The following is a 26,424-nucleotide window of genomic DNA, read 5'->3' as shown; positions in this document are numbered from 1 at the left end:
ACGTCAGCAACCTCTTGCAGGACGCAGGGCAGCCGACCAGGACCGTCGGCCGCCTCGTGTGACTCGGTTGCTACGGCTCGGTGACCGTCGAAGCAGTTATGCGAGCCGAGGCGCTTATTGGCTGGCGGCGCACCAAGCCCTTGTAGTTGGTCTTCAAGGGATACGGCAGGGTCTTCTTGTTCGGGTCCGTTCCCGAATATGTGCTGTTCATCCAGTCTGTGAGGTTGTATTCGACGATCAACGGTTCCGGCTGGCTCATCATCAGCTTTGGTCGAACAGCCACGGAGCCCTTGTGTTCCCATTCCTCCGAGCCGGCGAGATGTTCCTTGAGAAACGACACTAGGGCGTTCATGCTTTCGATCTGGCCGCTCGGGTTCACCCTGCGGAACCACTCGCAATACAAGTCGTAGAGGAATCTGAACGGCAACAGGTCCCAAGGGAACTGGTTCTCGAATTCGAGCCAGAAGCTCAGAAGGCCGTTGTTCGTACCCTTGTACTCATCGAGCGCCTCGCGGCACACCGCTGGATTGGAGAACTCCGTGTGCTGCATCTCGAGAGCGCGCTTCAATGCGTAGCGGAGCACTTGGGGATCCTCCAAGTAGTCCCGCTTGATGTACTTCCGTTCCCCGTCCCCGAACCACTTGCGGAACGGGATGATCAGCAGCCTCCGGTAGAACGATTCAGAGCGGTCCTTGGTTCTCTGGCTGAACGAGTTGAGGCACTGGATGTCGATGCCCCGCCAGCTAACTGCAATGGGAGTCTTGTGCTTTCTGTTCAAGGTGATGGTGTCGCCGGTGATGAACGCCTTCCAAGCGTCGATTCGGTCAGCGAAGGTCCCCACGCCGTTCTCGTCGACAAGGTTGACGCGTGAGTGGAGGAGCGGTTCCATCTTGAACTCGTGGCCGAAGTCAGCGAACTGCACAGCAGAGCAGAGTTTCTTGCCCAGTAGGTTTCGAATGAATTGGACGAAAGTCCCCTTGCCGTTGTTACCGCGCTCGGAGACGAGCCAGAGCGCCTTATTCCAGGGCTCGTACGATCGCGCGCTGGCACTGATGACCTCCCAAAGCAATTCCGGCACGCCTGGATCATCGCTCAAGCTCAGGAGCCATCCGTCGAACGTCCACTCGACTCCGTCCGGCATCGTGAAGATAGGACTCTGGGCGTTCGGGTCGTAGTCCGTCTCGATCTTCGAAAGGAAGATCCAGTCGGCCGAGAACGGTCGCAGGGTCTGGCGTTTGTGATCGAACACGCCGTTGCCGACCGGGATCAGGTGTGCCTCTATGGTCCTCTGCACCACGGGTGAATGGATTCGGAGGCTCGAGCAGACCGATTCGAGGCCTCTTGATGTCAGGGAGGGCTTTAGCTCGCTCGCTAGTGACTTGATTCGGCGGTCGGAGGTCGAGTACGTACCCTCGTCTTCTCCGAAGTCGACGTAGATGCCGAGTAGTGTCATGTCCTCGGCCTGCCCCCTGAGAGATCGATTGAAACGATCCTGTGTCGCGCTAGAAGCACACGCGTAACGGTGCGCTCGTCGAGCGACTGGATCTTCTGGATCGGTCCGGAGCTGGAGTGCGACTCGGAGCGTCCTGCGTTTTCTAACGCGAACTCAGCATTGATGCGCTGGAGAAGAGCGTCACGGATGGTGCCCAGCGAGACCCTCGGGCTGTCGACGATCTCGCTGAGGTATCTGATCACCGCCCGTTCGGTCAGTGTTTCTGCCGAGGTAGGTGCGAAGCGAGCGGGCGAGGTGGAGGTCAGGTTCACGGTATCCTCGGTCGCCGCTGTCGTTGGGTGGGCATTAAGATTGAGGTCAGAGCCGCGAAACTCTTCAGATGCCGCCCCGTGATTGCCGGGGCGGTTTTCTGTTGCCGGCATTCGGATCACTCACCACCCAGCGCGGTGGAGAATGCCGCGAGAATCAGCTTGCGCTGCTCGGGGCGGAATGCCGGCGCCTTGGCTGCCATTCGCGATGCCCAGTCTTCCAAGGTGGCATCTGTCGGGCGCATCGGTTCGGGAGCAGTGAACGTCTCCAAGTCCTGGGGCCTGATGTGAACGCGCCCCTTGATCTTGACGGCGGGGATCTTGCCGGACTTGATGTGGCGTCGCAGGGTTGACTCTCCATAGCCGGAGCGTTCGACGGCGGTGGGGAGATCGATAAAGTCTGACAGGTCTTGCATGTGATGCTCCTTGGGAGTGAGGAGCACAACTTCTGATCGCTTCGTTATCGGGGCTCTTCTGCTCTGGGCCACTCACCAGCCAAATGTGTGGTCCGCACCCACATAGGTGGGTCCTTCGAAATCGGGGCTCTATTTACCTGGATCGCTCACCAGCCAAGTGCTGCGGTCCGCACCTTCCGCGGAAGGTCGCATGATTTGTTCGTCCCGACAACTGCCGAAGTCGAGATATAGATGTTGAGTTGTGCACACGGCGGTTGCCGCGCTCATTCACGGTATGAGCCAACTGTGACAAAAGCTGGCGATACGCGAGCGGGATCAAGCCTTCAACTTTTCACCATCCGTTAGAGACGGAAGAAAATGCGGCCTCAGGGTTGGGCGGTAGCGGCCCGGTAGCCGAAGATGACATGCGACTGCTACGGGCAATTACCGACAATTCGCGGATTCCCCGACAACGTAGCGGCGTAGCGCTGTAGCCAGGTAATTGTTGGATCTTCGAGCACACTTGCGAGGGTTGGTGTTCCCTTGCACACTTTTTGGATTACAGCGCTACAGCGCTACGGCGGCTGAACATCGTTGATATCTCGCGGCAAGGGCGTAGCCGAGACCATTCTTGGACTGCTACACACCGCTACAGCCACACAGGCTCAACACGGTCGTAGTTCGGTCCCTTCTTGCCTTGCCACCCTGTGCCAATGCGATTGACCCGAGGCACCATGACTCCGCGCACAACCCGGCGCCGAGCAGCGAGATCAAGCGTCTCCCACTTCTGACGAACAGCACCGCCCGCAAGTATCGACAACACAAGAGGGTCCACGGCCGACAACTTCTCCAGCTTTGTTTCCGCGATCCGGATCTTCGGCTCGATTCTCGCCTCCTGATCAAGCAAGAGCTCGAAGTGGAGCTTCTCGGCAGCGTCCGCACGCACCTTATCGAGGTAAGCCTGGTAGCCGTTGATCTCCTCGAGCAATGCGCGTCGCTCGGCGTCGCGATCGTCGTCGCGGTCGCCGACTGTCGCGAGGAAGTCCGGCCGCTGAACCCGCTTCAGCAATAGTTCCGTCACTACGCTATCCAGGTGCTCCTCGCGCATCGCAACGTGAAAGCCCCGCTTGCCATCCGGACCGGGCCGCCCGGGAACTCCGACGCAAACATACGTGGAGTAGCTCTGGCGCGGGAGCGGATTGCCATCCGCGTCCAGCTTGCGAGAGCCCGCATTCTGCTTGCCAACGCGCATCGGTCCACCGCACACTCCGCAAACAGCAATCCCTGCGAGCAAGTGCTTGGCCGGCCAGTCGTTAGTTCGCCGACGCTCGGGCGGTGACATCACCGACTGCAGCTTCTGCCAGCTTTCGTACGGGATTAGCGCCGGCCAGATCGCGTCGCCGACGATCTCTCCGCGGTACTCGCGCTTTCCCGCGTAGGCCGCCATGCTCAGCATTTGCTTCACTGCCGGGGGAGTCCAGCCGTACCGGGCGCGATGCTCGACGCGCGTCGGCCGGCGGGAAGGAATCCCTCGCTCATTGAAGTCTTTGGCAATGCCATAGAAGCTCTCGCCGGCGAGAACCCTCGCAGCGGCTTCCTTCACAATCGGTCCTTGCTCGGGGTGTTCTTCAACCCGGATCAATTCGCGAGTTCGAGCGTCGTATACGCGGAGATACCCGTACACGTTTTTACCGTGAGGCTTGCCCTTCTCAGCAGCGGCGCGGACATTGCGGCGAATACGCTCCGATGTCTTGTCGGACTCGTATTCGGCATCAACGGCATCCTCGAGAAGGCTTCGACGGTCGCGCGCGTTCGCTGGGTCGTAGAGACGGCTATGGGTGGTCACCCAAATACGAACGCCGCGCTCCTTGCACAAGTCGACCAGGTCCACCCATTCGCCGACCCGCCGTGACCCGCGGCTCGATTCCCAAATCGCAAGGATGTCCGCATCAAAGGTGTCGGCCTCGAGATCCGCGATCAGCCTCTTGAAGTCCTCGCGAACCTTCGTTGCGTAGCGGCTCGCGCTGCGATCCGTGTCGCGGTAGGGAGCGTCGGTGTGCAACTGCCACCCTTGGCGTTGAACCGAGCTGACATTTTCCTGATGCTGCTGATCTGGGCTTTTCCCGGTCTGCGACCTGTCCTTCGATACTCTCAAGTACTCGCGAACGATCATCGTCGTCATACGCACCCCCTTCGCTAACTATATCCGGGGCCAACTGCGCGCTGGTGACCGGGCTCGTCTTCCTCCTCGCCCGCCTGGCCGGCCTCGGCCGCCGCGGGCGCATCCTGGTGGCGGGCGCGTCGCTGGCGGCGTTCGTCGTGCTGGTCGGGCCGGGGGCGAGCGTGATCCGTGCCGCGACGATGGCCGCCGTGGTCCTCGTGGGTCTCGCGCGCGGCCGCGTCGCCGACGGCCTCCCCGCACTCGCCCTCACGGTGGTCGTGCTGCTCGTCCACGACCCGTGGCTCGCGCGCGACTACGGCTTCGCACTCTCGGTGCTCGCCACCGCGGGCCTCCTGGTCCTCGCCCGGCCGCTCGCCGGCATCCTCGGGAGGTGGCTGCCGCGGGGCGCGGCGTTCGCGCTTGCGGTGCCGCTGGCCGCGCAACTCGCGTGCCAGCCGGTGCTGATCCTCCTGACGCCGACGCTGCCGCTGTTCGGGGTGCTCGCCAACCTGGTGGCCGAGCCCGCCGCGCCCGTCGCCACGGTGCTGGGCTGCGTCGCGTGCCTGACGCTGACCTGGGCGCCGGCGCTCGGCCAGATCGTCGTGTGGCTGGCCTGGCTGCCGTCCGCGCTGGTCGCGGCCGTCGCCCGGTTCACGGCGGGCCTGCCCGGAGCGGCGCTGCCGTGGCCCGACGGGATCGTGGGCGTGACCCTGTGTGCGCTGGCCCTCGTCGCGGTCGCGGTGGTCGCCGCTCGGTCGCGGCTCCCGCGAGCCGTGGCCGCCGTGGCCGCGGTCGGACTGCTCGGCGGCGCAACCGTCTACGCGGGAGCCCTCGGCGGGATCGGTGCAGGGCGCTCCTGGGGACGGCCGGCCGACTGGGTGTACGCCGCGTGCGACGTCGGCCAGGGCGATGCCCTCCTGCTGCGCGACGGCGACCACGTCGGCCTCATCGACGTCGGGCGGCATCCCCAACCGGTGACCGGCTGCCTGGACACGCTCGGGATCGCCCGGCTCGACTGGGTCCTCCTGACGCACTTCGACATCGATCACGTGGGCGGCGCCGACGCGGTGCTCGGCCGGACCGGCCGCGCGATCGTCGGCCAGGCCGGGCGTCCGGCCGACCACGCCCTCGTCGACCGGTTGGTCGCCGCCGGGATCGCGGTGGAGCAAGCCCACGCGGGGACGGAAGGCACTCTCGGCGCGCTGCGCTGGAGGATCGTCTGGCCGCCACCGGTCGGCCCGGGGGAGACCGCGTTGAGCGGGAACCCCGGAAGCCTTGTCGTCCACGCCGAGGGGACCGGCCTCAGCGGGCTGTTCCTCGGCGACCTCGGCGAACCCGAGCAGGAGCAGCTTCAGGCAACGGGGGCGCTCGGCACGGTGGATGTCGTGAAGGTCGCCCACCACGGGTCCGCCGACCAGAGCGCGGCGCTCTACGACACCGTCCACGCGCGTCTCGGCCTGCTGTCGGTCGGGGAGGACAACGGCTACGGCCACCCGACGCGCCGGGCCTTCGACCTGCTCGCCCACTCCGGCACCGCCACCGCGCGCACCGACCGGTCGGGCCTCCTGCTGGTGTCCGCCGGTCGGGACGGCCCGCGGCTCTGGGGCGAGCGGGAGGACTCCGCCGCGACGGCCTCTGCCGGTGGTCACCTCTATCCTTTATACGGACGAGGAGGAACGTGGCGACACGAAGCAACAGCAGGGGCGGATCCGGCGGCTCGCGAGGGCGGGCGGCTGGTGCCCCCGCCAAGAGCGCGATCCCGCAGCTCGCCTGGAACCAGATCCGCCCGGCTCCGGTGGTCCTCGTCTCCGGCACGGAGGGCTTTCTGGCCGACCGGTCCACGCGGCTGCTGCGCGACCGCCTCAAGCAGGAGGACCCGAGCCTGGAGGTCAGCGACATCTCGGCGGCGGACTACGCGCCGGGGGAGCTGCTCACGCTCGCGAGCCCCTCCCTGTTCGGCGAGCCGCGGCTGATCCGCGTGGACGCGGTGGAGAAGACCGGGGACGGGTTCCTCACCGAGATGCTCGACTACCTCGCGGCTCCGGCCGACGGCACGGTCGTCGTCCTGCGGCACGCTGGCGGGGTCCGCGGCAAGAAGCTGCTCGACGCGATCCGTGCGGGCAACGGCGGAGGCGTGGAGGTCGTCTGCGCCGAGCTCAAGAAGGACACCGAGAAGTACGACTTCGCCCAGGCGGAGTTCGCCGCCGTCGGCCGCAAGATCGCTCCAGGCGCGCTCCGGGCGCTGACGTCCGCGTTCACGGACGATCTGGCGGAGCTCGCGGCGGCCTGCCAGCAGCTCATCTCCGACGCGGCGGAGCAGATCACCGAGGCCACGGTCGACAAGTACTACGGCGGCCGGGTCGAGACCAACGCGTTCCAGGTCGCGGATCAGGCGATCGCCGGCCGCTACGGCGAGGCGCTGGTGACGATGCGGCACGCGCTGGCGTCCGGCGCCGACCCGGTGCCGATGGTCGCCGCGTTCGCGAGCAAGATCCGGACGATGGCGAAGATCTCGGGCGCGCGCGGCGGGTCAGGCCAGCTCGCGCAGCAGTTCGGGCTCGCGCCGTGGCAGGTCGATCGTGCCCGTCGTGATTTGTCCGGCTGGACCGAGGACGGCCTCGGCCGCTGCATCGAGGTGCTCGCCGAGACCGACGCCAACGTGAAGGGCGGCGGCCGCGACCCGGTGTTCGCACTGGAGCGGATGATCCGCATCGTCAGCGCCCGCGGCCGCGCCTGACGCCGCGGGTGCTGCCCGCCCGCTCACGAACCGCCACCGCGCTCCCGTCGAGGGGCGCGTAAACGCCCCTAAGAGCGACTTTTAGGGGCGTTTACGTGCCCTTCGGCAACCGGTGCGCACACGCGCCCGCGAATGCAGCGAGCCCCCGCTCCCGTGGATGCGGGGCGGGGGCTCGTCGCGGCGCGGGACAGGTCCCGCGAGCGGTCACGGCGTCAGAGCGCGGCGACCTGCTTGGCGATGGCCGACTTGCGGTTCGCCGCCTGGTTCTTGTGGATGACGCCCTTGCTGGCCGCCTTGTCGATGCGCTTGGCCGCGACACGCAGCGCCGCGGTCGCCTTCTCCTTGTCGCCGGCGACGACGGCTTCGCGCGTGGCGCGGATGGCGGTCTTCAGCTGGCTCTTGACCGCCTTGTTGCGCTCCTGCGCCTTCTTGTTGGTCTTGTTGCGCTTGATCTGCGACTTGATGTTTGCCACGAATGGTTACTTTCGTTCGAAGTGAGTAATCGGATGTTGCCGCTCAGCGAGAGAGGGCGCCTTGCGGCGTTCGTGCGGGACACCCACACGCAAGCCAACAAACCACTTTACCAGCGGCCGACAGTTCCACCAAAACGCCTGGGTGCGGAGCCCGCCGCTCAGGAGCGCGCGAACTCCGGCGCGTAGCTCCCGGTCGCGATCTCGTCGGCCAGCGCCGGGCCGTTCGGCTCCCAGCCGAGGTCGATCCGCGCCTTCGTTCCGCGCGCCTGCTGGTCGAGGAGCAGCGCCTCGGTGAGGCCCGCCCCCAGCCGTGCCTCGGTCTCGGCGACGGTCTCCGCCGCGACCCCGGAGGCTCCCACGGCGGCTGCGGCGAGCTCCCCGAGCTCCCGGACGGTCGGGTTGGCGCCGCTCGCGCCGATGTACACCGAGCCGGCCGTCCCATTCTCCAGCGCGAGCACGTACAGCGCGGCGAGGTCGTCCACGTGCACGGTGGGCCAGTGCTGCGTCCCGTCGCCGATCAGCCGCAGAGGAGCGTCGTCGCCCGCGTCGCGCGGCGCGTCCACGATCACGCGGGCGAGCCCGGCGCCGTGACCGTAAACGATCGACGGGACGACGACCGTCCCGCGCACGCCTGCCGCCCCGAGCACCAGCGCCTCGGTCGCACCGCGCCACGCGGTGATCGCCGGAGCCGCGGCGGGCGAGTCCTCGGCGATGTCGGCGTTCGAGCCGTACGTCCACACGCCGCCGGTGTGCACGAACGGCTTGCCCGAGCCGGCGAGCCCCTCCAGCACGGCCGGGATGAACACCGGGTCGACGTCGTGGCCGGAGGCCAGGTGGATGACCCCGTCGCTCTCGCGCGCCAGCCGGGTCACGAGTTCCACGTCGGTCGCGTCGCCCACCACGGCGGTGGCGCCGGCGGCCCGCACGGCGTCGGCCTTCGCCTCGTCGCGGACGAGCGCGGTGACGCTGTGGCCCTCTTCGAGGAGGCGGGGGAGGACGGAGGAGCCGATGTAGCCGGTCGAGCCGGTCAGGAGAATGGTCATGACAGGGGACAACGCAGCGGGCCCGCGCCCATTCCCGCCGCCGCGCCGCCCCTCCCGCGGAGCGTAGGCTCGACCCCATGACTCGTGCCAGCATCGCCATCGTCAACGCCTACGTCGTCCCGGTCGCCGGGGACCCGATCGAGAAGGGCACGGTGATCGTCGAGGACGGCACCATCACCGCGGTCGGCCCGACGGCCGAGCTGACCGTGCCGAACGGCGTCCGCGTGGTCGACGCGAGCGGCAAATGGGTGCTCCCCGGCTTCGTGGAGGCGCACGGGCACGTCGGCATCCACGAGGAGGCCAACGGTCCGGCCGGCGACGACACCAACGAGATGACCACGCCGAACACCGCCGCCGTGCGCGCGATCGACGCGGTCAACATCGACGACGAGGGCTTCCGCGACGCGCTCGCCGGCGGCGTGACCGCGATCGTCGTGAAGCCCGGCTCCGGCAACCCGATCGGCGGCCAGACCGTCGCGATCAAGAGCTGGGGCGGCCGGACCATCGACGAGCAGGTCATCAAGGCGGCCGTCAGCGTCAAGTCCGCCCTCGGCGAGAACCCGAAGCGCGTCTACGGCGGCAAGAACCAGACCCCGAGCACGCGTCTCGGCGTCGCCATGATCATCCGCGAGGCGTTCGTGGAGGCGCAGAACTACGCCGCCTCCCGGGCCGAGGCCGAGCGGGACGGCAAGCCGTTCGCGCGCGACCTGACCAAGGAGACCCTGGCCCGCGTCCTGGACGGCGAGCTGGTCTGGGACCAGCACACCCACCGCCACGACGACATCGCGACCGCGATCCGGCTCGCCGACGAGTTCGGCTACAAGCTCGTCGTCAATCACGGCACCGAGGCGCACAAGATCGCCGACGTGCTCGCCGAACGGGACATCCCGGTCATCTTCGGCCCGATGTTCACCTCCCGCTCCAAGGTCGAGCTGCGGGATCGCGCCATCGGCAACCTCGCGCACATCGCCGCCGCCGGCGTCCGCGTCGCGATCACGACCGACCACCCGGTCGTGCCGATCAACTTCCTCGTGCACCAGGCGTCGTTCGCCGTCAAGGAGGAGCTGCCGCGGCAGACCGCGCTGGAGGCCCTGACCGTGAACCCCGCGTCGTTCCTCGGCCTGGACGACCGGGTCGGCGCCCTGAAGCCCGGCCTGGACGGCGACATCGTCGTCTGGTCCGGCGACCCCCTGGACGTCAACTCCCGAGCCGAACTCGTCGTCATCGACGGCGCCGAGGTCTACCGCTGGGAGGACGGCGCCCCGCACGTCACCGAGCGCTTCGCCTGACCCCACCGCCGAGTACGCGGATTCTCTGCGTGCCCGGCGGTTTTCGCCTGATTTCGCGCGTACTCGGCGGTTCGGGGCGCGGGTGCGGTTCGTGGGAGAATGAGCGCACAATGTCACCACGAGCCCTGAAGCCCCTCGAGCCCGCCGCGACCGACCCGGCCTCCATCCGCAACTTCTGCATCATCGCGCACATCGACCACGGAAAGTCGACGCTGGCCGACCGGATGCTGCAGATCACCGGGGTGGTCTCCGACCGCGACATGCGGGCGCAGTACCTCGACCGCATGGACATCGAGCGCGAGCGCGGCATCACGATCAAGAGCCAGGCCGTGCGGATGCCGTGGGCCGTCGAGGGCGGCACGTTCGCCCTCAACATGATCGACACCCCGGGGCATGTGGACTTCACCTACGAGGTGTCCCGGTCGCTCGCCGCCTGCGAGGGCGCCATCCTGCTCGTGGACGCGGCACAGGGCATCGAGGCCCAGACGCTTGCGAACCTGTACCTGGCGCTGGAGAACGACCTCACGATCATCCCGGTGCTCAACAAGATCGACCTCCCCGCCGCGGACCCGGAGAAGTACGCGCAGGAGCTCGCCAGCCTCATCGGCGGTCGCCCGGAGGACGTGCTGCGTGTGTCCGGCAAGACCGGGATGGGCGTGGAGGCGCTGCTCGACCGGGTCGTGCAGGAGATCCCCGCGCCCGTCGGTGTCGCCGACGCCCCCGCCCGCGCCATGATCTTCGACTCCGTCTACGACAGCTACCGCGGTGTGGTGACCTACGTCCGCATGGTGGACGGCAAGCTCAGCCCGCGCGAGCGCATCCAGATGATGTCGACCAAGGCGACCCACGAAATCCTGGAGATCGGCGTCTCCGCTCCCGAGCCAACCCCTCCAAGGGCCTCGGCGTCGGCGAGGTCGGCTATCTGATCACCGGCGTGAAGGACGTCCGCCAGTCCAAGGTCGGCGACACCATCACCACGGCCGCGAAGCCCGCGACCAACGCCCTCCCCGGCTACACCGAGCCCAAGCCGATGGTCTTCTCCGGCTTGTACCCGATCGACGGCAGCGACTACCCCGAGCTCCGCGAGGCGCTGGACAAGCTGAAGCTGTCCGACGCCGCCCTCGTGTACGAGCCGGAGACCTCCGTCGCGCTCGGCTTCGGATTCCGCTGCGGGTTCCTCGGCCTCCTGCACCTGGAGATCATCACCGAGCGCCTGTCCCGCGAGTTCGGCCTCGACCTGATCACCACCGCGCCGAGCGTGGTCTACGAGGTGACCACCGAGGACAAGAAGGTCGTCACGGTCACCAACCCGAGCGAGTTCCCCGGCGGCAAGGTCGACAAGGTGGAGGAGCCGGTCGTGAAGGCGGCCATCCTCGCGCCCAAGGACTACGTCGGCGTCATCATGGAGCTCTGCCAGGGCCGCCGCGGCACCCTCCTCGGCATGGAGTACCTCGGCGAGGACCGTGTGGAGATCCGCTACACGATGCCGCTCGGAGAGATCGTCTTCGACTTCTTCGACCAGCTCAAGAGCCGCACCGCGGGTTACGCGTCGCTCGACTACGAACCGTTCGGCGAGCAGGAGGCCGACCTGGTCAAGGTGGACATCCTCCTCCAGGGCGAGACAGTGGATGCGTTCAGCGCGATCGTCCACCGCGACAAGGCGTACGCGTACGGCACGATGATGGCCGGCCGGCTGCGCGAGCTCATCCCGCGCCAGCAGTTCGAGGTCCCCATCCAGGCCGCGATCGGCGCCAGGATCATCGCGCGCGAGAACATCCGCGCGATGCGCAAGGACGTGCTGGCCAAGTGCTACGGCGGCGACATCACCCGCAAGCGCAAGCTCCTCGAGAAGCAGAAAGAGGGCAAGAAGCGCATGAAGATGGTCGGCCGCGTCGAAGTTCCCCAGGAGGCCTTCATCGCGGCGCTCTCCGGCGACACGGAAGCATCAAAGAAGACCAAGTAGCCGTCATTTGTCGTGACGTGTGCGAACATCTTGCGGCATGGGGAGTCATTCAGGAACGCCGGATCCAGGTGAGCGGCGCCTGCCGATTTCGGAAGTGCTCAAGGGCTTGGAGATCCATGCCTTGGAGCCGGGCGACACTGCGATAGAGGCGTTCGTCCTGATCAAGTCTTTGGACTCGGAGGGCGACGTCACCTGGGGCTACCGCACGACGAACCGCTTGAATCGAGAAGAACTCCTCGGCGCTCTTACAGTCCAGGTCGCGGTGTTGACCAAGGAGCTACGCGATGAGTGGGATGACGACTGACTTGCGCTGACGGTGTTGGTTCTCACACTCATGGCGCTACTCGGACGCACTGAATAGACCAAGAAGTAACCCCCCAGAAGTGAGCAATCGCGGGAATCCTCCTTCGGATTTCCGCAACGACTCTCGTCTCGCGGGCGGGGGTGGGTTCGCGGATGGGGCGGGTTTGCCGGAGGATAGAAGGCATGCGCCGCACCAGCTTCACCGACCAGCCCGTCACGTACGGGTTCATCGGCGGCACGCAGGCCGCTGACCTGCTCTACTACCCGCCGAAGGGTTACCGCCCGCTGGAGCGGAAGGTGCGGCTGGGCAGCGGCGCGGAGCGGTTCGAGTCCGCGGCGGCCGTGCTGATGACCTGGGGCGTGCAGCGCAACAGCGGCATCCGCGTGACCGACGTCAACGAGGGCACCGGCGTCCAGTACGAGGGCATCGAGTTCGACGCGGACGGCACCCCGAAGCGGATGCGGGAGCACAAGGAGGCGGAGGCCGTCTTCGCCGACGACGGCACCCCCTTCATCCAGAACGGCATGACCGCCGTCCTGAAGGTGCCGTTCGGGCCCTTCAAAGTGTCCGCGCCCTGCCGCGTCGTCTACGTGGTGGACGAGCCGCACCGGCGCGGCTTCGCGTACGGCACGCTGAAGGGTCACCCCGAGAGCGGCGAGGAGGCCTTCCTGGTCGAGATGCGCGACGACGGGACCGTGTGGTTCGTGCTGCGCGCCTTCTCCCGGCCCTCCAACGCGTTCTACCGGCTCACCTCTCCCGTCCTGCGCGCCGTGCAGGCGCGGTTCACGAAGCGGTACCTGCGCTCGCTGCTGCCCGCGCGGGCGGCCTGATGCCCGGCGCGCTCCCGCTCGGCGATCCTGCGCCGGCGGACGGCCTCCTCCCGACGAGCACGGCCGACGGTGCCGCCGCGCGCGATTTCGGCGTGTACCTGCACGTCCCGTTCTGCCGGGTGCGCTGCGGCTACTGCGACTTCAACACGTACACCGCCACCGAGCTGCGCGGCGTCGCCCAGTCCGACTACGCCGGCCACGCGGTCCGGGAGGTCGGCTTCGCTCGCGAGGCGCTGGAGCGCAGCGGGGTCCCGGGCCGGGAGGTGTCCACCGTGTTCTTCGGCGGCGGCACTCCGACGCTGCTGCCGCCCGACGACCTCGGCGCGATGCTCGGCGCGGTGCGCGACGCGTGGGGGATCGCGGACGGGGCCGAGGTCACTACGGAGGCCAACCCCGACTCGGTCGACGCCGACGATCTCCGGCGGCTGGCCGACGCCGGCTTCACGCGCGTGTCGTTCGGGATGCAGTCCGCCGTGCCGAGCGTCCTCGCCACCCTGGAGCGCACCCACGACCCGGAGCGCGTCCCGCTCGTCGTCCGCTGGGCGCGGGAGGCGGGCCTCCAGGTCAGCCTCGACCTCATCTACGGCACGCCGGGCGAGACGCTCGACGACTGGTCGCGGTCCCTCGACGCGGCGCTGGCCTGCGAGCCCGACCACGTCTCGGCGTACGCGCTGATCGTGGAGCCCGGGACGAAGCTGGCGCGGCAGATCCACTCAGGAGCGGTCCAGGAGCCGGACGACGACCTGGAGGCGGACATGTACGAGCTCGCCGACGCCCGCCTCGGCGCGGCCGGTTACGGCTGGTACGAGGTCAGCAACTGGGCGACCGACGAGGCGCACCGCTCCCGCCACAACCTGGCCTACTGGCTCGGGCACGACTGGTGGGGCGTCGGACCCGGCGCGCACAGCCACGTCGGCGGCGTCCGCTGGTGGAACGTGAAGCATCCCGCCGCGTACGCCCAGCGCGTGCTGGCGGGGAGTCGCCCGCCGCGGGCCGCGAGACGCTCGACGCCGAGACCCAGCGGGTGGAGCGCGTGCTGCTGCTCACCCGCATCCGCGAAGGGCTGCGCACCGAGGAGCTCACCGCCGAGGGACGCCGTTCCGTCGCCGGGCTGATCGCCGACGGCCTGGTGGACGCGAAAGCCGCCCTCGCCGGGTCGGTGGTGCTGACCCTGCGAGGGCGGCTGCTGGCGGACGCCGTCGTGCGACGGCTGCTCGCCGAGGAAGAGCGCTAGCTGAGGAACCGGATCGCGATCGGGTACGTGTAGAACGCGCCCTGGTTGGCCCGCACCGCCGCGATGATGCTGAAGACGATGTTCAGCACCCACACGGCGAAGAAGATCAGCACGCCGATGCCGACGATGCTCAGGATGATCCCGACCACGTAGGCGATCGCGAGCGTGATCTGGAAGTTCAGCGCCGTCGCGGTGTGCGAGCGGATGAACGGGCCGCGGTCCTTCAGCACGAGGTAGCCGACGAGCGCGGGGATGAAGCTGAACAGGATGCCGCCCACGTGGATGAGCGTCGCCCACAGCTTCTCGTCGGCCGGGCTCAGCTGCGGCTGCTGACCTCCGTACGGCTGCTGCGGGGGCGGCGGCGGGGGCGGGGGCGTTGCGGACATGGTCGGTTTCTCCTCCGGTGAGTGGGAATGACGGGTCTCAGCCTAGGGGGCGGGCGGTGATCCTGAGAAGGAGCCGAGAGTCTTTTCCGGGATCGGCCGCCCGCGCGGCGTCGCTGTGGCGCGCTACTTGATGAAGCGGAAGTTCAGCGGGTACCGGTACGTCCCTCCACTGTTCACGCGCACGAAACCGAGGATCGAGAACACCAGGTTCACGATGTACAGCACCCACGGGATGAGGAGGCTGAACAGCAGGTAGCCGATGCCGAATGTGAACGAGCCGATGATCACGCCGAGGATCTGGGAGACGACCCAGGCCAGGATCCAGGTGATCTGCCAGTTCAGCGCCTCCTTGGCCTCCTGATTGGTCAGCTGGCCCCTGTCCTTGAACACGAGCCAGATGATGAGGGAGGGCAGGAACCAGAGGATCCCGCCGAGGTGGGCGAACGACGCCCACTGCTTGTCCTGCGCGGGGTCGAGGGGAGCGGCGGCGGCGCTCGCGTACTGCTGGGGCGGCGGGACGGCGCCGGCGGGCTGACCGGCCGGGGCCGCGTAGGGCTGCTGGGGAGGCACCGCGCCGGGCTGGCCGGGCGCGGCGCCGTAGGGCTGCTGCGCGGGAGGCTGCTGCCCGTACGGCTGTTGCGGAGGCTGTTCGCCCTGGCCGTCGGCCGGGGGCTGGTTCGGGTCTGACATGAGGAGAACCCTTTCGTGGGCGGCTGCGGGGGCTTTCCTGAGCCGGTGCGCACAGGGTACTGCTCGGGAGTCGCGCGGTAAATGATCCGTGTCGCGTCATGACCGCCCTCCCACGACGACGCGATATGATTAGCACTCAGGTTCATCGAGTGCCAGCGCGCCCGATGTCCTCCCGTGCTCGATCCTCGGGTGCCGAAGCGACGACAGGAGGCGGTTCGCATGGTCTCGGAACGCAGTCTGGAAGTGCTCCGCGTCATCGTGCAGGACTACGTCGCCTCGCGGGAGCCGGTCGGCTCCAAGAGCATCGTGGAGCGGCACGCCTTCGGCGTCTCGGCTGCGACCATCCGCAACGACATGGCCCTCCTGGAAGAGGAGGAGCTGATCGTCGCCCCGCACACCTCGTCCGGCCGGGTGCCGACCGACAAGGGCTACCGGCTGTTCGTCGACCACCTCGCGGAGGCCCGGCCGCTGTCGGCGGCTCAGCGCACCGCGATCGAGGCGTTCCTCGGCCAGTCGGTCGACGTGGACGACGTGCTGTCGCGCACGGTCCGGCTGCTGTCGCAGCTCACCAACCAGGTCGCCCTGGTGCAGTACCCGTCGGTGGCGCGCTCGCGTATCCGGCACATCGAGCTTGTGGCGCTCGGCTCCCGCCGGCTGCTGAGCGTGCTCATCACCGACTCCGGCGCGGTCGAGCAGCGCGTGATCGAGCTGCAGGAGGAGCTGGACGACGCCGAGATCGCCGAGATCCGCGGTGCGATCAACGGCGCCGCCGCCGGCCTCTCGCTCACCGACGCGGCGGTGCGGCTGCGCGACCTTCCCGAGCACCTGACCGATCGCACCCGCGCGCTGGTCGCTCCGGTCGCCGGCGCCCTGCTCGACCAGATCGCCGCCAACCGGCAGGACAAGCTGGTCATGGCCGGCGCCGCCAACCTCGCGCGCACCGAGACCGACTTCCCCGGGTCCATCACCCCGGTGCTGGAGGCCATCGAGGAGCAGGTCGTCCTGCTGCGGCTCTTCGACGAGATGGCGCTCGACCAGCACGGCGTCGCGGTCAGCATCGGCCGCGAGAACGCCGTCATCGGCCTGACCGAGACGTCCGTCATGTCGAGCGGGTACAGCTCCGGCTCCGACCTCGCCCGCGTGGGCCTGCTCGGCCCGCTCCGGATGGACTACTCGGGGAACATGGCGGCGGTCCGCGCCGTTGCACGTTACCTCTCCCGCCTCCTCGGCGACTGACCCCAGACCTCACGAACTCCGACGCACCGAACAGAAGGAACAGCCTTACGTGGCCGACCACTACGAAGTCCTCGGCGTTGACCGCAACGCCACCCCCGACGAGATCAAGAAGGCGTACCGCCGGCTCGCGCGCGAGCTGCACCCGGACGTCAACCCGAGCTCCGAGGCGCAGGAGCGTTTCAAGCTCGTCACCCACGCCTACGACGTGCTGAGCGACCCGCAGCAGCGGCAGCAGTACGACCTGGGCGGCTCCGGCGGCTTCGGCGGAGGGGAGCGGGCGACTTCGCCGGCTTCGGCGACATCTTCGAGACCTTCTTCGGCGGCGGAGGCGGCGCCACCCGCGGCCCGCGCTCCCGGCGCGAGCGCGGCCAGGACGCCCTGCTGCGCGTGGAGGTCGACCTGGAGGAGGTCGTCTTCGGCACCCACCGCGACCTGGACGTCGACACCGCCGTCGTCTGCGAGACCTGCGGAGGCTCCTGCTGCCAGCCCGGCACCGCCCCCGTCACCTGCGACATCTGCCACGGCACCGGCAGCATCCAGCGCTCGGTGCGCTCGCTGCTCGGCAACGTGATGACCTCCAGCCCGTGCGGGAGCTGCCGCGGCTACGGCACCGTCATCGCCACGCCGTGCGTCACCTGCCAGGGCCAGGGCCGCGTCCGCGCGCGCCGCTCGGTGCCGGTGGACATCCCCGCCGGCGTCGACACCGGACTCCGGCTGCAGATGCCGGGCTCGGGCGAGGCCGGTCCCGCCGGCGGCCCGAACGGCGACCTGTACCTGGAGATCAAGGTCAAGCACCACGAGGTGTTCAGCCGCGACGGCGACGACCTGCTCTGCACGCTGGAGCTCTCGATGACCGACGCGATCCTCGGCACCACCGCGACCGTGAAGGCGCTCGACGGCGACATCCGCCTGGAGCTGAAGCCCGGCACCCAGAGCGCGGACATCGTCTCGGTGAAGGACCGCGGCATCACGCACCTGCGCGGCAGCGGCCGCGGCGACCTGCGGGTGGGCATCCAGGTGGTCACGCCGACGAAGCTCGACCACAAGGAGAAGGAGCTCATCAAGAAGTTCGCCTCCACCCACCACAACCCGGAGCCGTCGCTCGCGCGCTTCCAGCAGGGCCTGTTCGCGAAGCTCCGCGACCGGTTCCTCAACCTCTGACGGGCGGACGGATGAGCTCGCTCTACCTGCGCGAAGACCTCGCCGACGTCGAGGTGGGCGCCCGGCTTACGCTGACCGGCTCGGAGGCCAAGCACGCCGCGACGGTCAACCGCACGCGCCCGGGTGAGAGCGTCCTCATCGGAAACGGCCGCGGCCTGGTCGCGTCGGGCGAGGTGCTGGTCGCGACCAGCACGGAGCTGACGATCGACGTGGAGGCCGTGGAGCGCGTCCCGCGCGCCGAGCCGCCGATTACGCTCGTACAGGCGCTGGCGAAGGGCGACCGCGACGAGCTCGCCGTCCAGGCCGCGACCGAGCTCGGGGTGGACGCGGTGCTGCCGTGGTCGGCCTCCCGGTCGGTGTCGCGCTGGGAGGGCGCCAAGGTGGCGAAGGGCCGCGACCGCTGGGCGGCGATCGTGCGCGAGGCGAGCAAGCAGTCGATCCGGGCCTGGACGCCGGAGGTCGGCGAGCTGGCGACGACGAAGCAGGTGGCGGCGCTCGCGGCGACGCACCGGGTGCTGGTGCTGGAGCCGGGCGCGACCGACGCGCTGACGGCGATCCGCCCCGACGGACGGCCGCTCGCGCTGGTGGTCGGCCCGGAGGGCGGCATCGCGCCGCAGGAGCTGGAGGCTTTCCGTGCCGCGGGTGCGGAGGTGGTGCGGCTCGGGGACACGGTGCTGCGCACCTCGACGGCGGGGCCGGCGGCGCTTGCGGTGCTCAACGCGGCGCTGGGGCGCTGGTAGCCCGCTACGACGTCGCATCGGACGAATAGGATGGACCACATGGAGACAGGGGAGCGCTCGATCTTCTCGCGCATCATCGCGGGGGAGATCCCGGCCGACGTCGTGTACGACAGCGAACGCATCATCGCGTTCCGCGACATCGCGCCCAAGGCGCCCGTGCACCTGCTGGTCGTGCCCAAGACCGAGGAGTACCGCGACGTCGTGGAGCTGGCCGCCGGCGACCCTGCGCTCCTCGCGGAGCTGGTGGCGACCTCCAAGAAGCTCGCCGACGAGCACGCGGACGGCGACTTCCGACTGATCTTCAACACCGGCGCCGGCGCGGGACAGACCGTGTTCCACGTCCACGCCCACATTCTGGGCTCGCCCTCCGGCGGGCTCGAGGAAGGAAGCCTTGGCAGCGAGTGACCCGACGACCCCGGATGGAACGACCACGCCGGGAGGTTCGGCCGAGGCGCGCCTGAGCGTCGACGGAATCCAGATGGTGCGGCTCCTCGGTCCGCAGGACCGCCTGCTCACCACACTGGAGCGGCAATACCCCCTCGTCGACGTGCATGTGCGCGGCAACGAGATCAGCCTCACCGGCGATCCCACGCAAGTCGCCGCCGCCCGCGCGCTCCTGGAGGAGCTGCTGCAGATGGTCCGCAACGGCCAGGACCTCGGCCCGGCCGAGGTCGCGAGCTCGGCGCGGATGATGCGCAGCGACCTGAACCTCAGCCCGTCCGACGTGCTGAGCCAGGCGATCCTGACCGCACGCGGCAAGAGCATCCGCCCGAAGACGCTCGGCCAGAGCCAGTACGTCGAGGCGATCGACCACAACACCATCGTGTTCGGCATCGGCCCGGCCGGAACGGGCAAGACGTACCTGGCGATGGCGAAGGCCGTCCAGGCGCTGCAGCGCAAGGAGGTCAGCCGCATCATCCTGACCCGCCCGGCGGTGGAGGCCGGTGAGCGGCTGGGCTACCTGCCCGGCACGCTGACGGACAAGATCGACCCGTACCTGCGTCCGCTGTACGACGCGCTCAACGAGATGCTCGACCCGGAGGTCGTGCCCAAGCTGCTCGCGGCGGGCACGATCGAGGTCGCGCCGCTGGCGTACATGCGCGGTCGCACGCTCAACGACTCCTTCATCATCCTGGACGAGGCGCAGAACACCACGCCCGAGCAGATGAAGATGTTCCTCACCCGGCTCGGCTTCAACTCCAAGATGGTCGTCACCGGCGACATCACGCAGATCGACCTCCCGAACGCCGCGAGTGGCCTCCGCCTGGTGACACGCGTGCTCAACGACATCGACGACATCCACTTCTCCCGGCTCACCAGCGACGACGTCGTGCGGCACAGCCTCGTCGGCCGGATCGTGGACGCCTACACCGAGTTCGACGCCAAGCAGCAAGCGCGGCAGTACGAGCGCGAGGAGGCCCGCGAGTTCGCCAACCGCGCCGAGCGCCGCTCCGGCATGCCGCGTGACCACCTCCCGAAACGACAGGGCCCGACACGATGAGCATCGAGATCAACAACGAGTCCTCCATCGAGGTGGACGAGTCCGCGCTGCAGCGGCTGGCGGGCTACGCGCTCGACATCATGCACGTGCACCCGGACGCCGAGCTCGCGATCGTGCTGGTGGACGAGGCGGCGATGGAGCAGCTGCACGTGCAGTGGATGGACGAGCCGGGCCCGACCGACGTCCTCAGCTTCCCGATGGACGAGCTGCGCCCCGGCACCGAGGAGGAGCCTGCTCCCGCCGGACTGCTCGGCGATGTCGTGCTCTGCCCGCAGGTCGCGCAGGTGCAGGCGGAGACCGCCGGGCACACCCTGCAGGAGGAGCTGCTGCTGCTGACCACGCACGGCATCCTCCACCTGCTCGGCTTCGACCACGCGGAGCCGGCGGAGGAGCGGGAGATGTTCGGCATCCAGCGCGACATCCTGGTGGGCTTCGCCCGCTACGACCGACAGCGCTAGGCACCGGATGCTCGCAACGCTGTTCTTCATCGTCGCGTTCCTCCTGGTCGCGTTCGGCGGTCTCATGGCCGCCGTCGACTCGGCGCTGGCGGTGCAGTCGCGCGGCGACATCGCGGACCTCGCCGAGACCTCCCGGGCGAAGACGTCGCTCGCGTCGATCGCGGAGGACCCCGGCGCGTACTTCAACGCGATCAACTTCAGCCGCATCATCGCGGAGACCACCGCGGCCGTGCTCGTGACGCTCGCCTTCACGCAGATCTTCACGGAGTGGTGGATCTCGCTGATCCTCTCGGCAGCGATCATGACCGGTGTCTCGTTCGTGCTGGTCGGCGCCAGCCCGCGCAGCGTCGGGCGTGCCAACTCGCGCATCCTTCTGCAGCTCACCGCTCCGCTGGTGCACGGCATCCGCGTCGTGCTCGGCCCGATCCCGAACGGCCTGGTCGCGCTCGGCAACCGGGTGACCCCGTCCCGCGCGCGCTCGGCCCCGGTGACCAGCGAGGAGCAGCTGCTCAGCATCGTGGACGAGGCGACCGAGTTCGAGGTGCTGGAGGAGGACGACCGCGAGCTCATCCACTCGATCTTCGAGTTCAGCGACACGGTCGTGCGCGAGGTGATGGTGCCGCGCACCGAGATGATCACGATCGACAGCTCGGCAGGACTCGGCACGGCGATGGGGATGTTCTTCTCCACCGGCGTCTCGCGCATGCCCGTGATCGACGGCGACCCCGACGAGGTGGCCGGCATCCTCTACCTGAAGGACGTCGCCAAGCTCAGCTACGAGAGCGCGCTCGGCGCCGACGCGCTGACGATGGGCGAGCTGGCGCGGCCCGCGCTGTTCGTGCCGGAGTCGCAGAAGGCCGACGCGCTGCTGCGGCAGATGCAGCTGGAGTCCAACCACCTGGCGATGGTGGTGGACGAGTACGGCGGCATCGCCGGCCTCGTCACCCTGGAGGACCTCATCGAGGAGCTCATCGGCGACATCTCCGACGAGTACGACCACGAGGTCGAGCTGGTGCAGCAGCTCGGCGGCGGCCGGCTCCGGGTCGCCACCCGGCTGCCGATCGACGACCTCGGCGAGCTGTTCGACATCGAGATCGAGGACGAGGATGTCGACAGCGTCGGCGGCCTCGTCACGAAGGCGCTCGGCCGCCTGCCGGAGGTCGGCTCCACGGTCGCCGTGCACGGCCTCCGCTTCACCGTCGACCGGATGGACGGCCGGCACAAGCACGTGAGCACGGTGCTCGTGGAGCGCGACACGGCGCTGCTGCCGGAGCCGCACGAGGACGCGGCGGAGAAGCACGACCGGCGCGACAAGCCGCACAAGAGCCCCAAGCATCCCAAATCCGACCGCCAGCACAAGGAGGCCCGCGCATGAGCGAGTACCACGCCGGATTCGTCTCGTTCGTCGGCCGCCCCAACGTGGGCAAGTCGACCCTGACCAACGCGCTCGTCGGCGAGAAGGTGGCGATCACCAGCTCCAAGCCGCAGACCACGCGCCGCGCCATCCGCGGCATCGTGCACCAGCGCGACGGCCAGCTCATCGTGGTCGACACCCCGGGCATCCACCGCCCGCGGACGCTGCTCGGCGAGCGGCTCAACAACCTCGTCCAGTCGACGCTGGGCGATGTGGACGTGATCGGCTTCTGCGTCCCCGCGAACGAGAAGATCGGCCCGGGCGACCGCTTCATCAACGACCAGCTGGACGACTACCCGAACGCGAAGAAGGTCGCGATCGTCACCAAGATCGACGCCGCGGGCAAGACCCAGGTCGCCGAGCAGCTCCTCGCGGTCTCCGCGCTGCGCGAGTGGGAGGCGATCATCCCGCTCTCGGCGACCAGCAGCATCCAGCTCGACACGCTCACGTCCGAGCTGATGAAGCTGCTGCCGGAGTCGCCCGGCCCGCTCTACCCGGACGACGCGATCACCGACGAGGGCCTGGAGGACCGCATCGCCGAGTACATCCGCGAAGCCGTGCTGGAGGGTGTCGAGGACGAGCTGCCGCACTCGCTCGCGGTGACCATCGACGACATCATCGAGCGCGACGACAAAGACCTGGTGGAGGTCTACGCGAACCTCTTCGTGGAGCGCGACAGCCAGAAGGCGATCGTCATCGGCAAGGGCGGCTCCCGCATCCGCGACGTCGGCGCCGAGGCCAGGAAGCCGATCGAGGAGCTGCTCGGGCGCAAGGTGTTCCTGTCGTTGCGGGTGAAAGTGGCGAAGGACTGGCAGCGGGACCCGAAGCAGCTGGGGCGGTTGGGGTTCTAGGCGAGGAGCCCGTACATCCCCAGGATGATTCCGCCCCGCGGATGCGTGCGAGCAGCCCGTGGCCCCGTAACGTAGAGATATGCCAGATCGCACCCGCGTCCTGAGCGCACTCGCGCCGCACCGTTGGGTGCTCGAGCCCGCGCTGGCGGTCGTGCTGTTCGGGCTGTGGCTGGTCACCGGCCTCCCGTTCGACCTGGCCGGTGCGCTGGCGGTGCTGCTGTACTGCGCGGCCGTCGCGCTGTCGCGGGTGCTGCCGGTGGTGGCGCTGGAGATCGCATGGCTCGCGGTCGTCGCCGAGCTGAGCGAGTCGTCCGCGCTGCCGTTGCCGCACCGGCTCATCTCCGCCGTCGCCGTCGCGATCGCGCTGTTCGGGATCGCGTCGCACGGTGGGAGGGTCGTCCGGTGGTTCGGGTTCGGCTCCGCCATCCTGTGGGCGCCGGCGATGGCCTACCTCTTCACCGTGCGCGGCGACCTCAAGTTCCCGCAGTTCGGGCCGGTGATCGGCGGCTACTACACGAGCCAGGGCGTCGGCGTGCTGATGATGAGCCTCCTGCTGGCCGTCGTGTTCGTCAGCGCCTGGCTGCTCGGCTACCTCGTCGCGCGGCAGCGGGCGACCGCGACCTCCGGCCCCGTCCCGTCACTGCTGGTCTGGCTGGCCTCGCCCGGCGGGGGCTCGGAGGCCGCGGCGGCGGAGGAGGGCGACAGCCCGCGGCTCGTGCGGCGGCTGACCCGGCCGCAGCTCACGTTCGACATCGCGGGCGCCGTCGCCTACGTCTTCTTCTGCCTGGTGACAGACTTCACCTCCAGCCTGGTGCCCGACGGGAGCGGGCGGTCGACATTCCTCGTGCTGATCGTGTTCGCGGTCGCCGTCGCGCTGCGCAGGATGTCGCCGGCGGTCTCGCTCGCGATCGCGTGGCTCGCGGCCACGGTGCAGATGACGACCGGGCACAACATCCTGGTCAGCGACATCGCCGTGCTCATCGTGCTGTACGCGACGGCGCTGTACGGCGACAAGGTGGTCCGCTACGCCGGCCTGATCTCGGCCGGGGTCGGCGCGCTCGTCGCCTCCCTCTACCTGACGCTGACCTCCGCACTCGCGCAGGGCTACTTCGACCTGCTGTCGTCGCAGCTCACCGGGATGGCGCTGCAGTTCGCCTTCCTCTTCGTCGTGAGCGCGACCGTGCTCGGGCTGTCCTGGGTGCTCGGCCTCCTGGTCCGCACCTGGCGCAACGCCCGGGCCTCCCGGCACGCCCAGATCGCGGCGGAGCTCGACCGCAACCGCGCCGAGGAGGTCGTGGTGGTCGAGCAGGAGCGCACCCGCATCGCGCGCGACATGCACGACGTGGTCGCGCACTCGCTCGCCGTCGTCATCGCGCAGGCGGACGGCGCCCGCTACGCCAGGCACGCCGACCCGGACGCGGTCGACACCGCGCTGGAGACCATCGCCGCGACCGCGCGCTCCGCCCTGGTCGACGTGCGGGTGCTGCTGGCCGAGCTGCGGCAGAGCCAGCCTGAGGGCCCGCAGCCGTCGCTCGCCGACGTCGACCAGACGGTCGAGCAGGTGCGCGCGGCCGGCCTCCCCGTCGTCATGGAGCGTCGCGGCGAGCTCGACGGGCTCGGCTCCGCGCAGCAGATCGCCGCGTACCGCATCGTGCAGGAGGCGCTGACCAACGCCCTCCGGCACGGGGACACCACCCGCCCGGTCTCCGTCGTGCTCGCCCAGGCGGGCGGCGCCGACGCAGGACCGGGCATCGTCATCACCGTGAGGAACAGCATGAAGACACCGACACCGGAACCACTGGCCACCGGCGGCCTCCCGCGCATCGGGCACGGACTGCCCGGGATGCGGGAGCGCGCGACCCTGGCGGGCGGCTCGCTGTCCGCGGGGCCGGCCGACGACGGGTTCGTGGTCACGGCATTCCTGCCGGTGGTCTCGGGAGTGCGGGCATGACCGCCCCGATCACGGTCGCCCTCGTCGACGACCAGGCGCTGTTCCGCGCGGGCATCCGCATGCTGATCGGATCGCAGGCCGACCTGGAGTTCGTGGGCGAGGCGTCGGACGGCCGGGAGGGCGTGGCACTGGTGCGCGAGAAGCGGCCCGACGTCGTGCTCATGGACATCCGGATGCCGGTCATGGATGGCATCGCCGCCACCGCCCGGATCATGGAGGAGGCCGAGCGGGAGGGCCGTGCGCCCGCGCGCATCATCGTGCTCACCACCTTCGACCTGGACGAGGCAGCGGCCCGCGCGATCCGCAGCGGCGCCAGCGGGTTCGTGCTGAAGGACGCCGAGCCGGAGTTCCTGCTCGCCGCGATCCGCACCGTCCACGCCGGCAGCGCGGTCATCGCCGCCGGGGCCACCCGGGAGCTGTTCGAGTACTTCTCGGACACCCAGCGGGCCAAGCAGACGCCGCCGGCGTTCGCCACGCTCACCAGCCGCGAGCGGGAGATCTTCGTGCTCGCCTCGCGCGGGCTCAGCAACTCCGAGATCGCCGGCTCGGAATTCCTCAGCGAGGCGACGGTCAAGACGCACATCAGCCGCATCCTGGCGAAGCTGGGGCTGCGCGACCGCGTCCAGATGGTGGTCTACGCGTTCGAGCACGGGCTGACCGGGGAGCGCCGGAGCGGGCGGAGTGACGGTGGCGGGGATTTCACCCGCAGATCATCCTCTGGGCTGATCCGGTGTGGCTCCCCAGCCCGATCCGCCTGCGCCTCCGGCTTCCTAGCCTGAGGTTATGGACAACCCCGACATCATGGTGGCTCGCGTCGACGGCGCGACGAAGACCTACGGCTCCGGCACCAACCGGGTCATCGCCCTCGACGACGTGACGGTCGGCATCCCGGCCGGACGGTTCACCGCGATCATGGGGCCGAGCGGCTCCGGCAAGTCGACGCTCATGCACGTCATGGCCGGACTGGACACGGTCACCGGCGGGCGCGTCTTCCTCGGGGACACCGAGATCAGCGGGATGGGCGACGGCGAGCTGACCGTCCTGCGCCGCCGCAGGGTCGGCTTCGTCTTCCAGTCGTTCAACCTCGTCCCCACGCTCGACGTGCGGGCCAACATCCTGCTCCCGTTCGAGATCGACGGCCGCCGGCCGACCCTCGTCCAGCGCGAGTGGATCGACGGCCTGATCGACCTCCTCGGCCTGACGGGCCGGCTCACCCACCGCCCGCACGAGCTCTCCGGCGGCCAGCAGCAGCGCGTCGCCATCGTGCGCGCGCTGGCCACCCGGCCCGACCTGGTGTTCGCGGACGAGCCGACGGGCAACCTCGATTCGCGCACCGGCCGGGAGGTCCTCGGCGTCCTGCAGGAGGCCTCCCGCAGCTACGGCCAGAGCATCGCGATGGTGACGCACGACCCGGTCGCGGCGAGCTACGCGGACCGGATCGTGTTCCTCGCCGACGGCCGGGTGGTCGCCGAGCGGGAGCGCTCGACGGCGGAGGAGATCTCCGCGTTCATGCTCGGCATGGAGGCCACCCAGGGCACGGAGGCGCGGGCGTGATCCGCGCCTTCCGGGCGAACGCGCGCGACCACCGCGCCAGCGTCCTCGTCTCGGCCCTCAGCTCCGCGTTCGGCGTCGCCCTGCTGGCCTGCACCAATGTCCTCGGGGCATATATCGAGGCGTCGCCGATGGGCGCGCACGGCTCGGCGCGGTTCGCGCTCGCGCTCGTCGCCGGCATCTTCTTCGTGATCGCCGTGTTCGTCGGCGCCATCGTCACCACGAACACGTTCGCGACCGTCATCGCCGGTCGCACCCGCACCATCGCGCTGATGCGCCTGCTCGGCTCGACCTC

General features: G+C 69.1%; 21 protein-coding genes and 5 pseudogenes. 18 read left to right on the top strand and 8 right to left on the bottom strand.

The genetic code is table 11. The features are described from left to right. Window positions 1-70 precede the first annotated feature (70 nt). The 4 genes from ACQ86L_RS02290 to ACQ86L_RS02275 all read right to left on the bottom strand — a co-directional run bounded on the left by ACQ86L_RS02290 (window position 71) and on the right by ACQ86L_RS02275 (window position 4,338). On the bottom strand, window positions 71-1,453 hold the full coding sequence (locus ACQ86L_RS02290; protein ID WP_434317507.1) for a DNA primase family protein: 1,383 nt from the start codon (window positions 1,451-1,453) through the stop codon (window positions 71-73). Continuing rightward, complete coding sequence (locus ACQ86L_RS02285; protein ID WP_434317506.1) at window positions 1,450-1,875, bottom strand: hypothetical protein; 426 nt, start codon at window positions 1,873-1,875, stop codon at window positions 1,450-1,452. Before ACQ86L_RS02285 ends, ACQ86L_RS02290 begins: the two co-directional genes overlap by 4 nt. A gap of 5 nt (window positions 1,876-1,880) precedes the next feature. Further along, window positions 1,881-2,177 (bottom strand): helix-turn-helix domain-containing protein, encoded by a 297-nt coding sequence (locus ACQ86L_RS02280; protein ID WP_434317505.1) that lies wholly within the window; start codon window positions 2,175-2,177, stop codon window positions 1,881-1,883. Between the two features lie 628 nt (window positions 2,178-2,805). Then, window positions 2,806-4,338, bottom strand: coding sequence for a recombinase family protein (locus ACQ86L_RS02275; RefSeq protein WP_434317504.1), 1,533 nt, complete (start codon window positions 4,336-4,338; stop codon window positions 2,806-2,808). Between ACQ86L_RS02275 and ACQ86L_RS02270 the strand changes: the two are divergent. Both ACQ86L_RS02270 and holA read left to right on the top strand, forming a co-directional pair. Beyond that, window positions 4,269-5,453 (top strand): annotated as a pseudogene (locus ACQ86L_RS02270) (ComEC/Rec2 family competence protein); the annotation flags it as partial. The gene ACQ86L_RS02275 and the pseudogene ACQ86L_RS02270 sit on opposite strands and share 70 nt — an antisense overlap. 620 nt (window positions 5,454-6,073) lie before the next feature. Next, entirely contained in the window at window positions 6,074-7,054 is a 981-nt protein-coding gene (holA, locus tag ACQ86L_RS02265; RefSeq protein WP_434318970.1) for a DNA polymerase III subunit delta, read from the top strand. A 212-nt stretch (window positions 7,055-7,266) separates the two neighbouring features. On the opposite strand, the gene rpsT is transcribed toward holA, so the two are convergent. Beyond that, window positions 7,267-7,527 (bottom strand): 30S ribosomal protein S20, encoded by a 261-nt coding sequence (gene rpsT, locus ACQ86L_RS02260; protein WP_345835022.1) that lies wholly within the window; start codon window positions 7,525-7,527, stop codon window positions 7,267-7,269. Between the two features lie 158 nt (window positions 7,528-7,685). Continuing rightward, entirely contained in the window at window positions 7,686-8,570 is an 885-nt protein-coding gene (locus ACQ86L_RS02255; RefSeq protein WP_434317503.1) for an NAD-dependent epimerase/dehydratase family protein, read from the bottom strand. A gap of 77 nt (window positions 8,571-8,647) precedes the next feature. Between ACQ86L_RS02255 and ACQ86L_RS02250 the strand changes: the two genes are divergently transcribed. The 5 genes and pseudogenes from ACQ86L_RS02250 (at window position 8,648) to hemW (ending at window position 14,190) form a co-directional block, all read left to right on the top strand. Beyond that, complete coding sequence (locus ACQ86L_RS02250) at window positions 8,648-9,859, top strand: amidohydrolase (protein ID WP_434317502.1); 1,212 nt, start codon at window positions 8,648-8,650, stop codon at window positions 9,857-9,859. 110 nt (window positions 9,860-9,969) lie between these two features. Further along, window positions 9,970-11,822: pseudogene (gene lepA / locus ACQ86L_RS02245) on the top strand (translation elongation factor 4). 94 nt (window positions 11,823-11,916) lie between these two features. Then, on the top strand, window positions 11,917-12,126 hold the full coding sequence (locus tag ACQ86L_RS02240) for a hypothetical protein (RefSeq protein WP_434317501.1): 210 nt from the start codon (window positions 11,917-11,919) through the stop codon (window positions 12,124-12,126). A gap of 182 nt (window positions 12,127-12,308) precedes the next feature. Beyond that, the gene (locus ACQ86L_RS02235; protein WP_434317500.1) at window positions 12,309-12,956 is read left to right on the top strand and encodes a DUF1990 family protein; all 648 of its coding nucleotides are present in this window, start codon (window positions 12,309-12,311) and stop codon (window positions 12,954-12,956) included. After that, a pseudogene (hemW, locus tag ACQ86L_RS02230) lies at window positions 12,956-14,190 on the top strand (radical SAM family heme chaperone HemW). The gene ACQ86L_RS02235 and the pseudogene hemW overlap by 1 nt, the downstream one beginning before the upstream one ends. Here hemW and ACQ86L_RS02225 read toward each other — a convergent pair. Both ACQ86L_RS02225 and ACQ86L_RS02220 read right to left on the bottom strand, forming a co-directional pair. Beyond that, window positions 14,187-14,576 carry a DUF4870 domain-containing protein gene (locus ACQ86L_RS02225; protein WP_434317499.1) on the bottom strand — a complete coding sequence of 130 codons (390 nt, stop codon included), beginning with the start codon at window positions 14,574-14,576 and terminating at the stop codon, window positions 14,187-14,189. The pseudogene hemW and the gene ACQ86L_RS02225 sit on opposite strands and share 4 nt — an antisense overlap. Window positions 14,577-14,699: 123 nt before the next feature. Further along, window positions 14,700-15,266: a DUF4870 domain-containing protein gene (locus tag ACQ86L_RS02220; RefSeq protein ID WP_434317498.1), complete on the bottom strand. Its 567-nt coding sequence runs from the start codon at window positions 15,264-15,266 to the stop codon at window positions 14,700-14,702. 219 nt (window positions 15,267-15,485) lie between these two features. Here ACQ86L_RS02220 and hrcA point away from each other — a divergent pair, with 219 nt between their 5' ends. The 11 genes and pseudogenes from hrcA (at window position 15,486) to ACQ86L_RS02165 (ending at window position 26,132) form a co-directional block, all read left to right on the top strand. After that, window positions 15,486-16,502, top strand: coding sequence for a heat-inducible transcriptional repressor HrcA (gene hrcA, locus ACQ86L_RS02215; protein WP_345835031.1), 1,017 nt, complete (start codon window positions 15,486-15,488; stop codon window positions 16,500-16,502). A gap of 49 nt (window positions 16,503-16,551) precedes the next feature. Continuing rightward, window positions 16,552-17,663, top strand: a pseudogene (gene dnaJ, locus ACQ86L_RS02210) (molecular chaperone DnaJ). 11 nt (window positions 17,664-17,674) lie between these two features. Beyond that, entirely contained in the window at window positions 17,675-18,403 is a 729-nt protein-coding gene (locus ACQ86L_RS02205; protein ID WP_434317497.1) for a 16S rRNA (uracil(1498)-N(3))-methyltransferase, read from the top strand. 39 nt (window positions 18,404-18,442) lie between these two features. Beyond that, the gene (locus ACQ86L_RS02200) at window positions 18,443-18,808 is read left to right on the top strand and encodes a histidine triad nucleotide-binding protein (protein ID WP_345835034.1); all 366 of its coding nucleotides are present in this window, start codon (window positions 18,443-18,445) and stop codon (window positions 18,806-18,808) included. Next, window positions 18,795-19,904, top strand: a complete 1,110-nt coding sequence (locus tag ACQ86L_RS02195; RefSeq protein ID WP_434317496.1) for a PhoH family protein — start codon at window positions 18,795-18,797, stop codon at window positions 19,902-19,904. Before ACQ86L_RS02200 ends, ACQ86L_RS02195 begins: the two co-directional genes overlap by 14 nt. After that, window positions 19,901-20,362: an rRNA maturation RNase YbeY gene (gene ybeY / locus ACQ86L_RS02190; RefSeq protein WP_345835035.1), complete on the top strand. Its 462-nt coding sequence runs from the start codon at window positions 19,901-19,903 to the stop codon at window positions 20,360-20,362. Before ACQ86L_RS02195 ends, ybeY begins: the two co-directional genes overlap by 4 nt. Before the next feature lie 7 nt (window positions 20,363-20,369). After that, entirely contained in the window at window positions 20,370-21,737 is a 1,368-nt protein-coding gene (locus ACQ86L_RS02185) for a hemolysin family protein (RefSeq protein ID WP_434317495.1), read from the top strand. Then, entirely contained in the window at window positions 21,734-22,627 is an 894-nt protein-coding gene (gene era / locus ACQ86L_RS02180) for a GTPase Era (protein ID WP_434317494.1), read from the top strand. The genes ACQ86L_RS02185 and era overlap by 4 nt, the downstream gene beginning before the upstream one ends. A gap of 79 nt (window positions 22,628-22,706) precedes the next feature. Beyond that, complete coding sequence (locus ACQ86L_RS02175; RefSeq protein ID WP_434317493.1) at window positions 22,707-24,578, top strand: sensor histidine kinase; 1,872 nt, start codon at window positions 22,707-22,709, stop codon at window positions 24,576-24,578. Further along, window positions 24,575-25,234 (top strand): annotated as a pseudogene (locus ACQ86L_RS02170) (response regulator); the annotation flags it as partial. The gene ACQ86L_RS02175 and the pseudogene ACQ86L_RS02170, both read left to right, overlap by 4 nt. Window positions 25,235-25,361: 127 nt before the next feature. Continuing rightward, window positions 25,362-26,132, top strand: coding sequence for an ABC transporter ATP-binding protein (locus tag ACQ86L_RS02165; RefSeq protein WP_434317492.1), 771 nt, complete (start codon window positions 25,362-25,364; stop codon window positions 26,130-26,132). The last annotated feature ends 292 nt before the right edge of the window (window positions 26,133-26,424 follow it).

The sequence above is a fragment of the Leifsonia sp. P73 genome, from assembly GCF_051059105.1.
Taxonomy (GTDB): domain Bacteria; phylum Actinomycetota; class Actinomycetes; order Actinomycetales; family Microbacteriaceae; genus Leifsonia.
The sequence above is the reverse complement of the archived record's forward strand: the minus strand, read 5'-3'. Positions and strand labels throughout refer to the sequence as shown.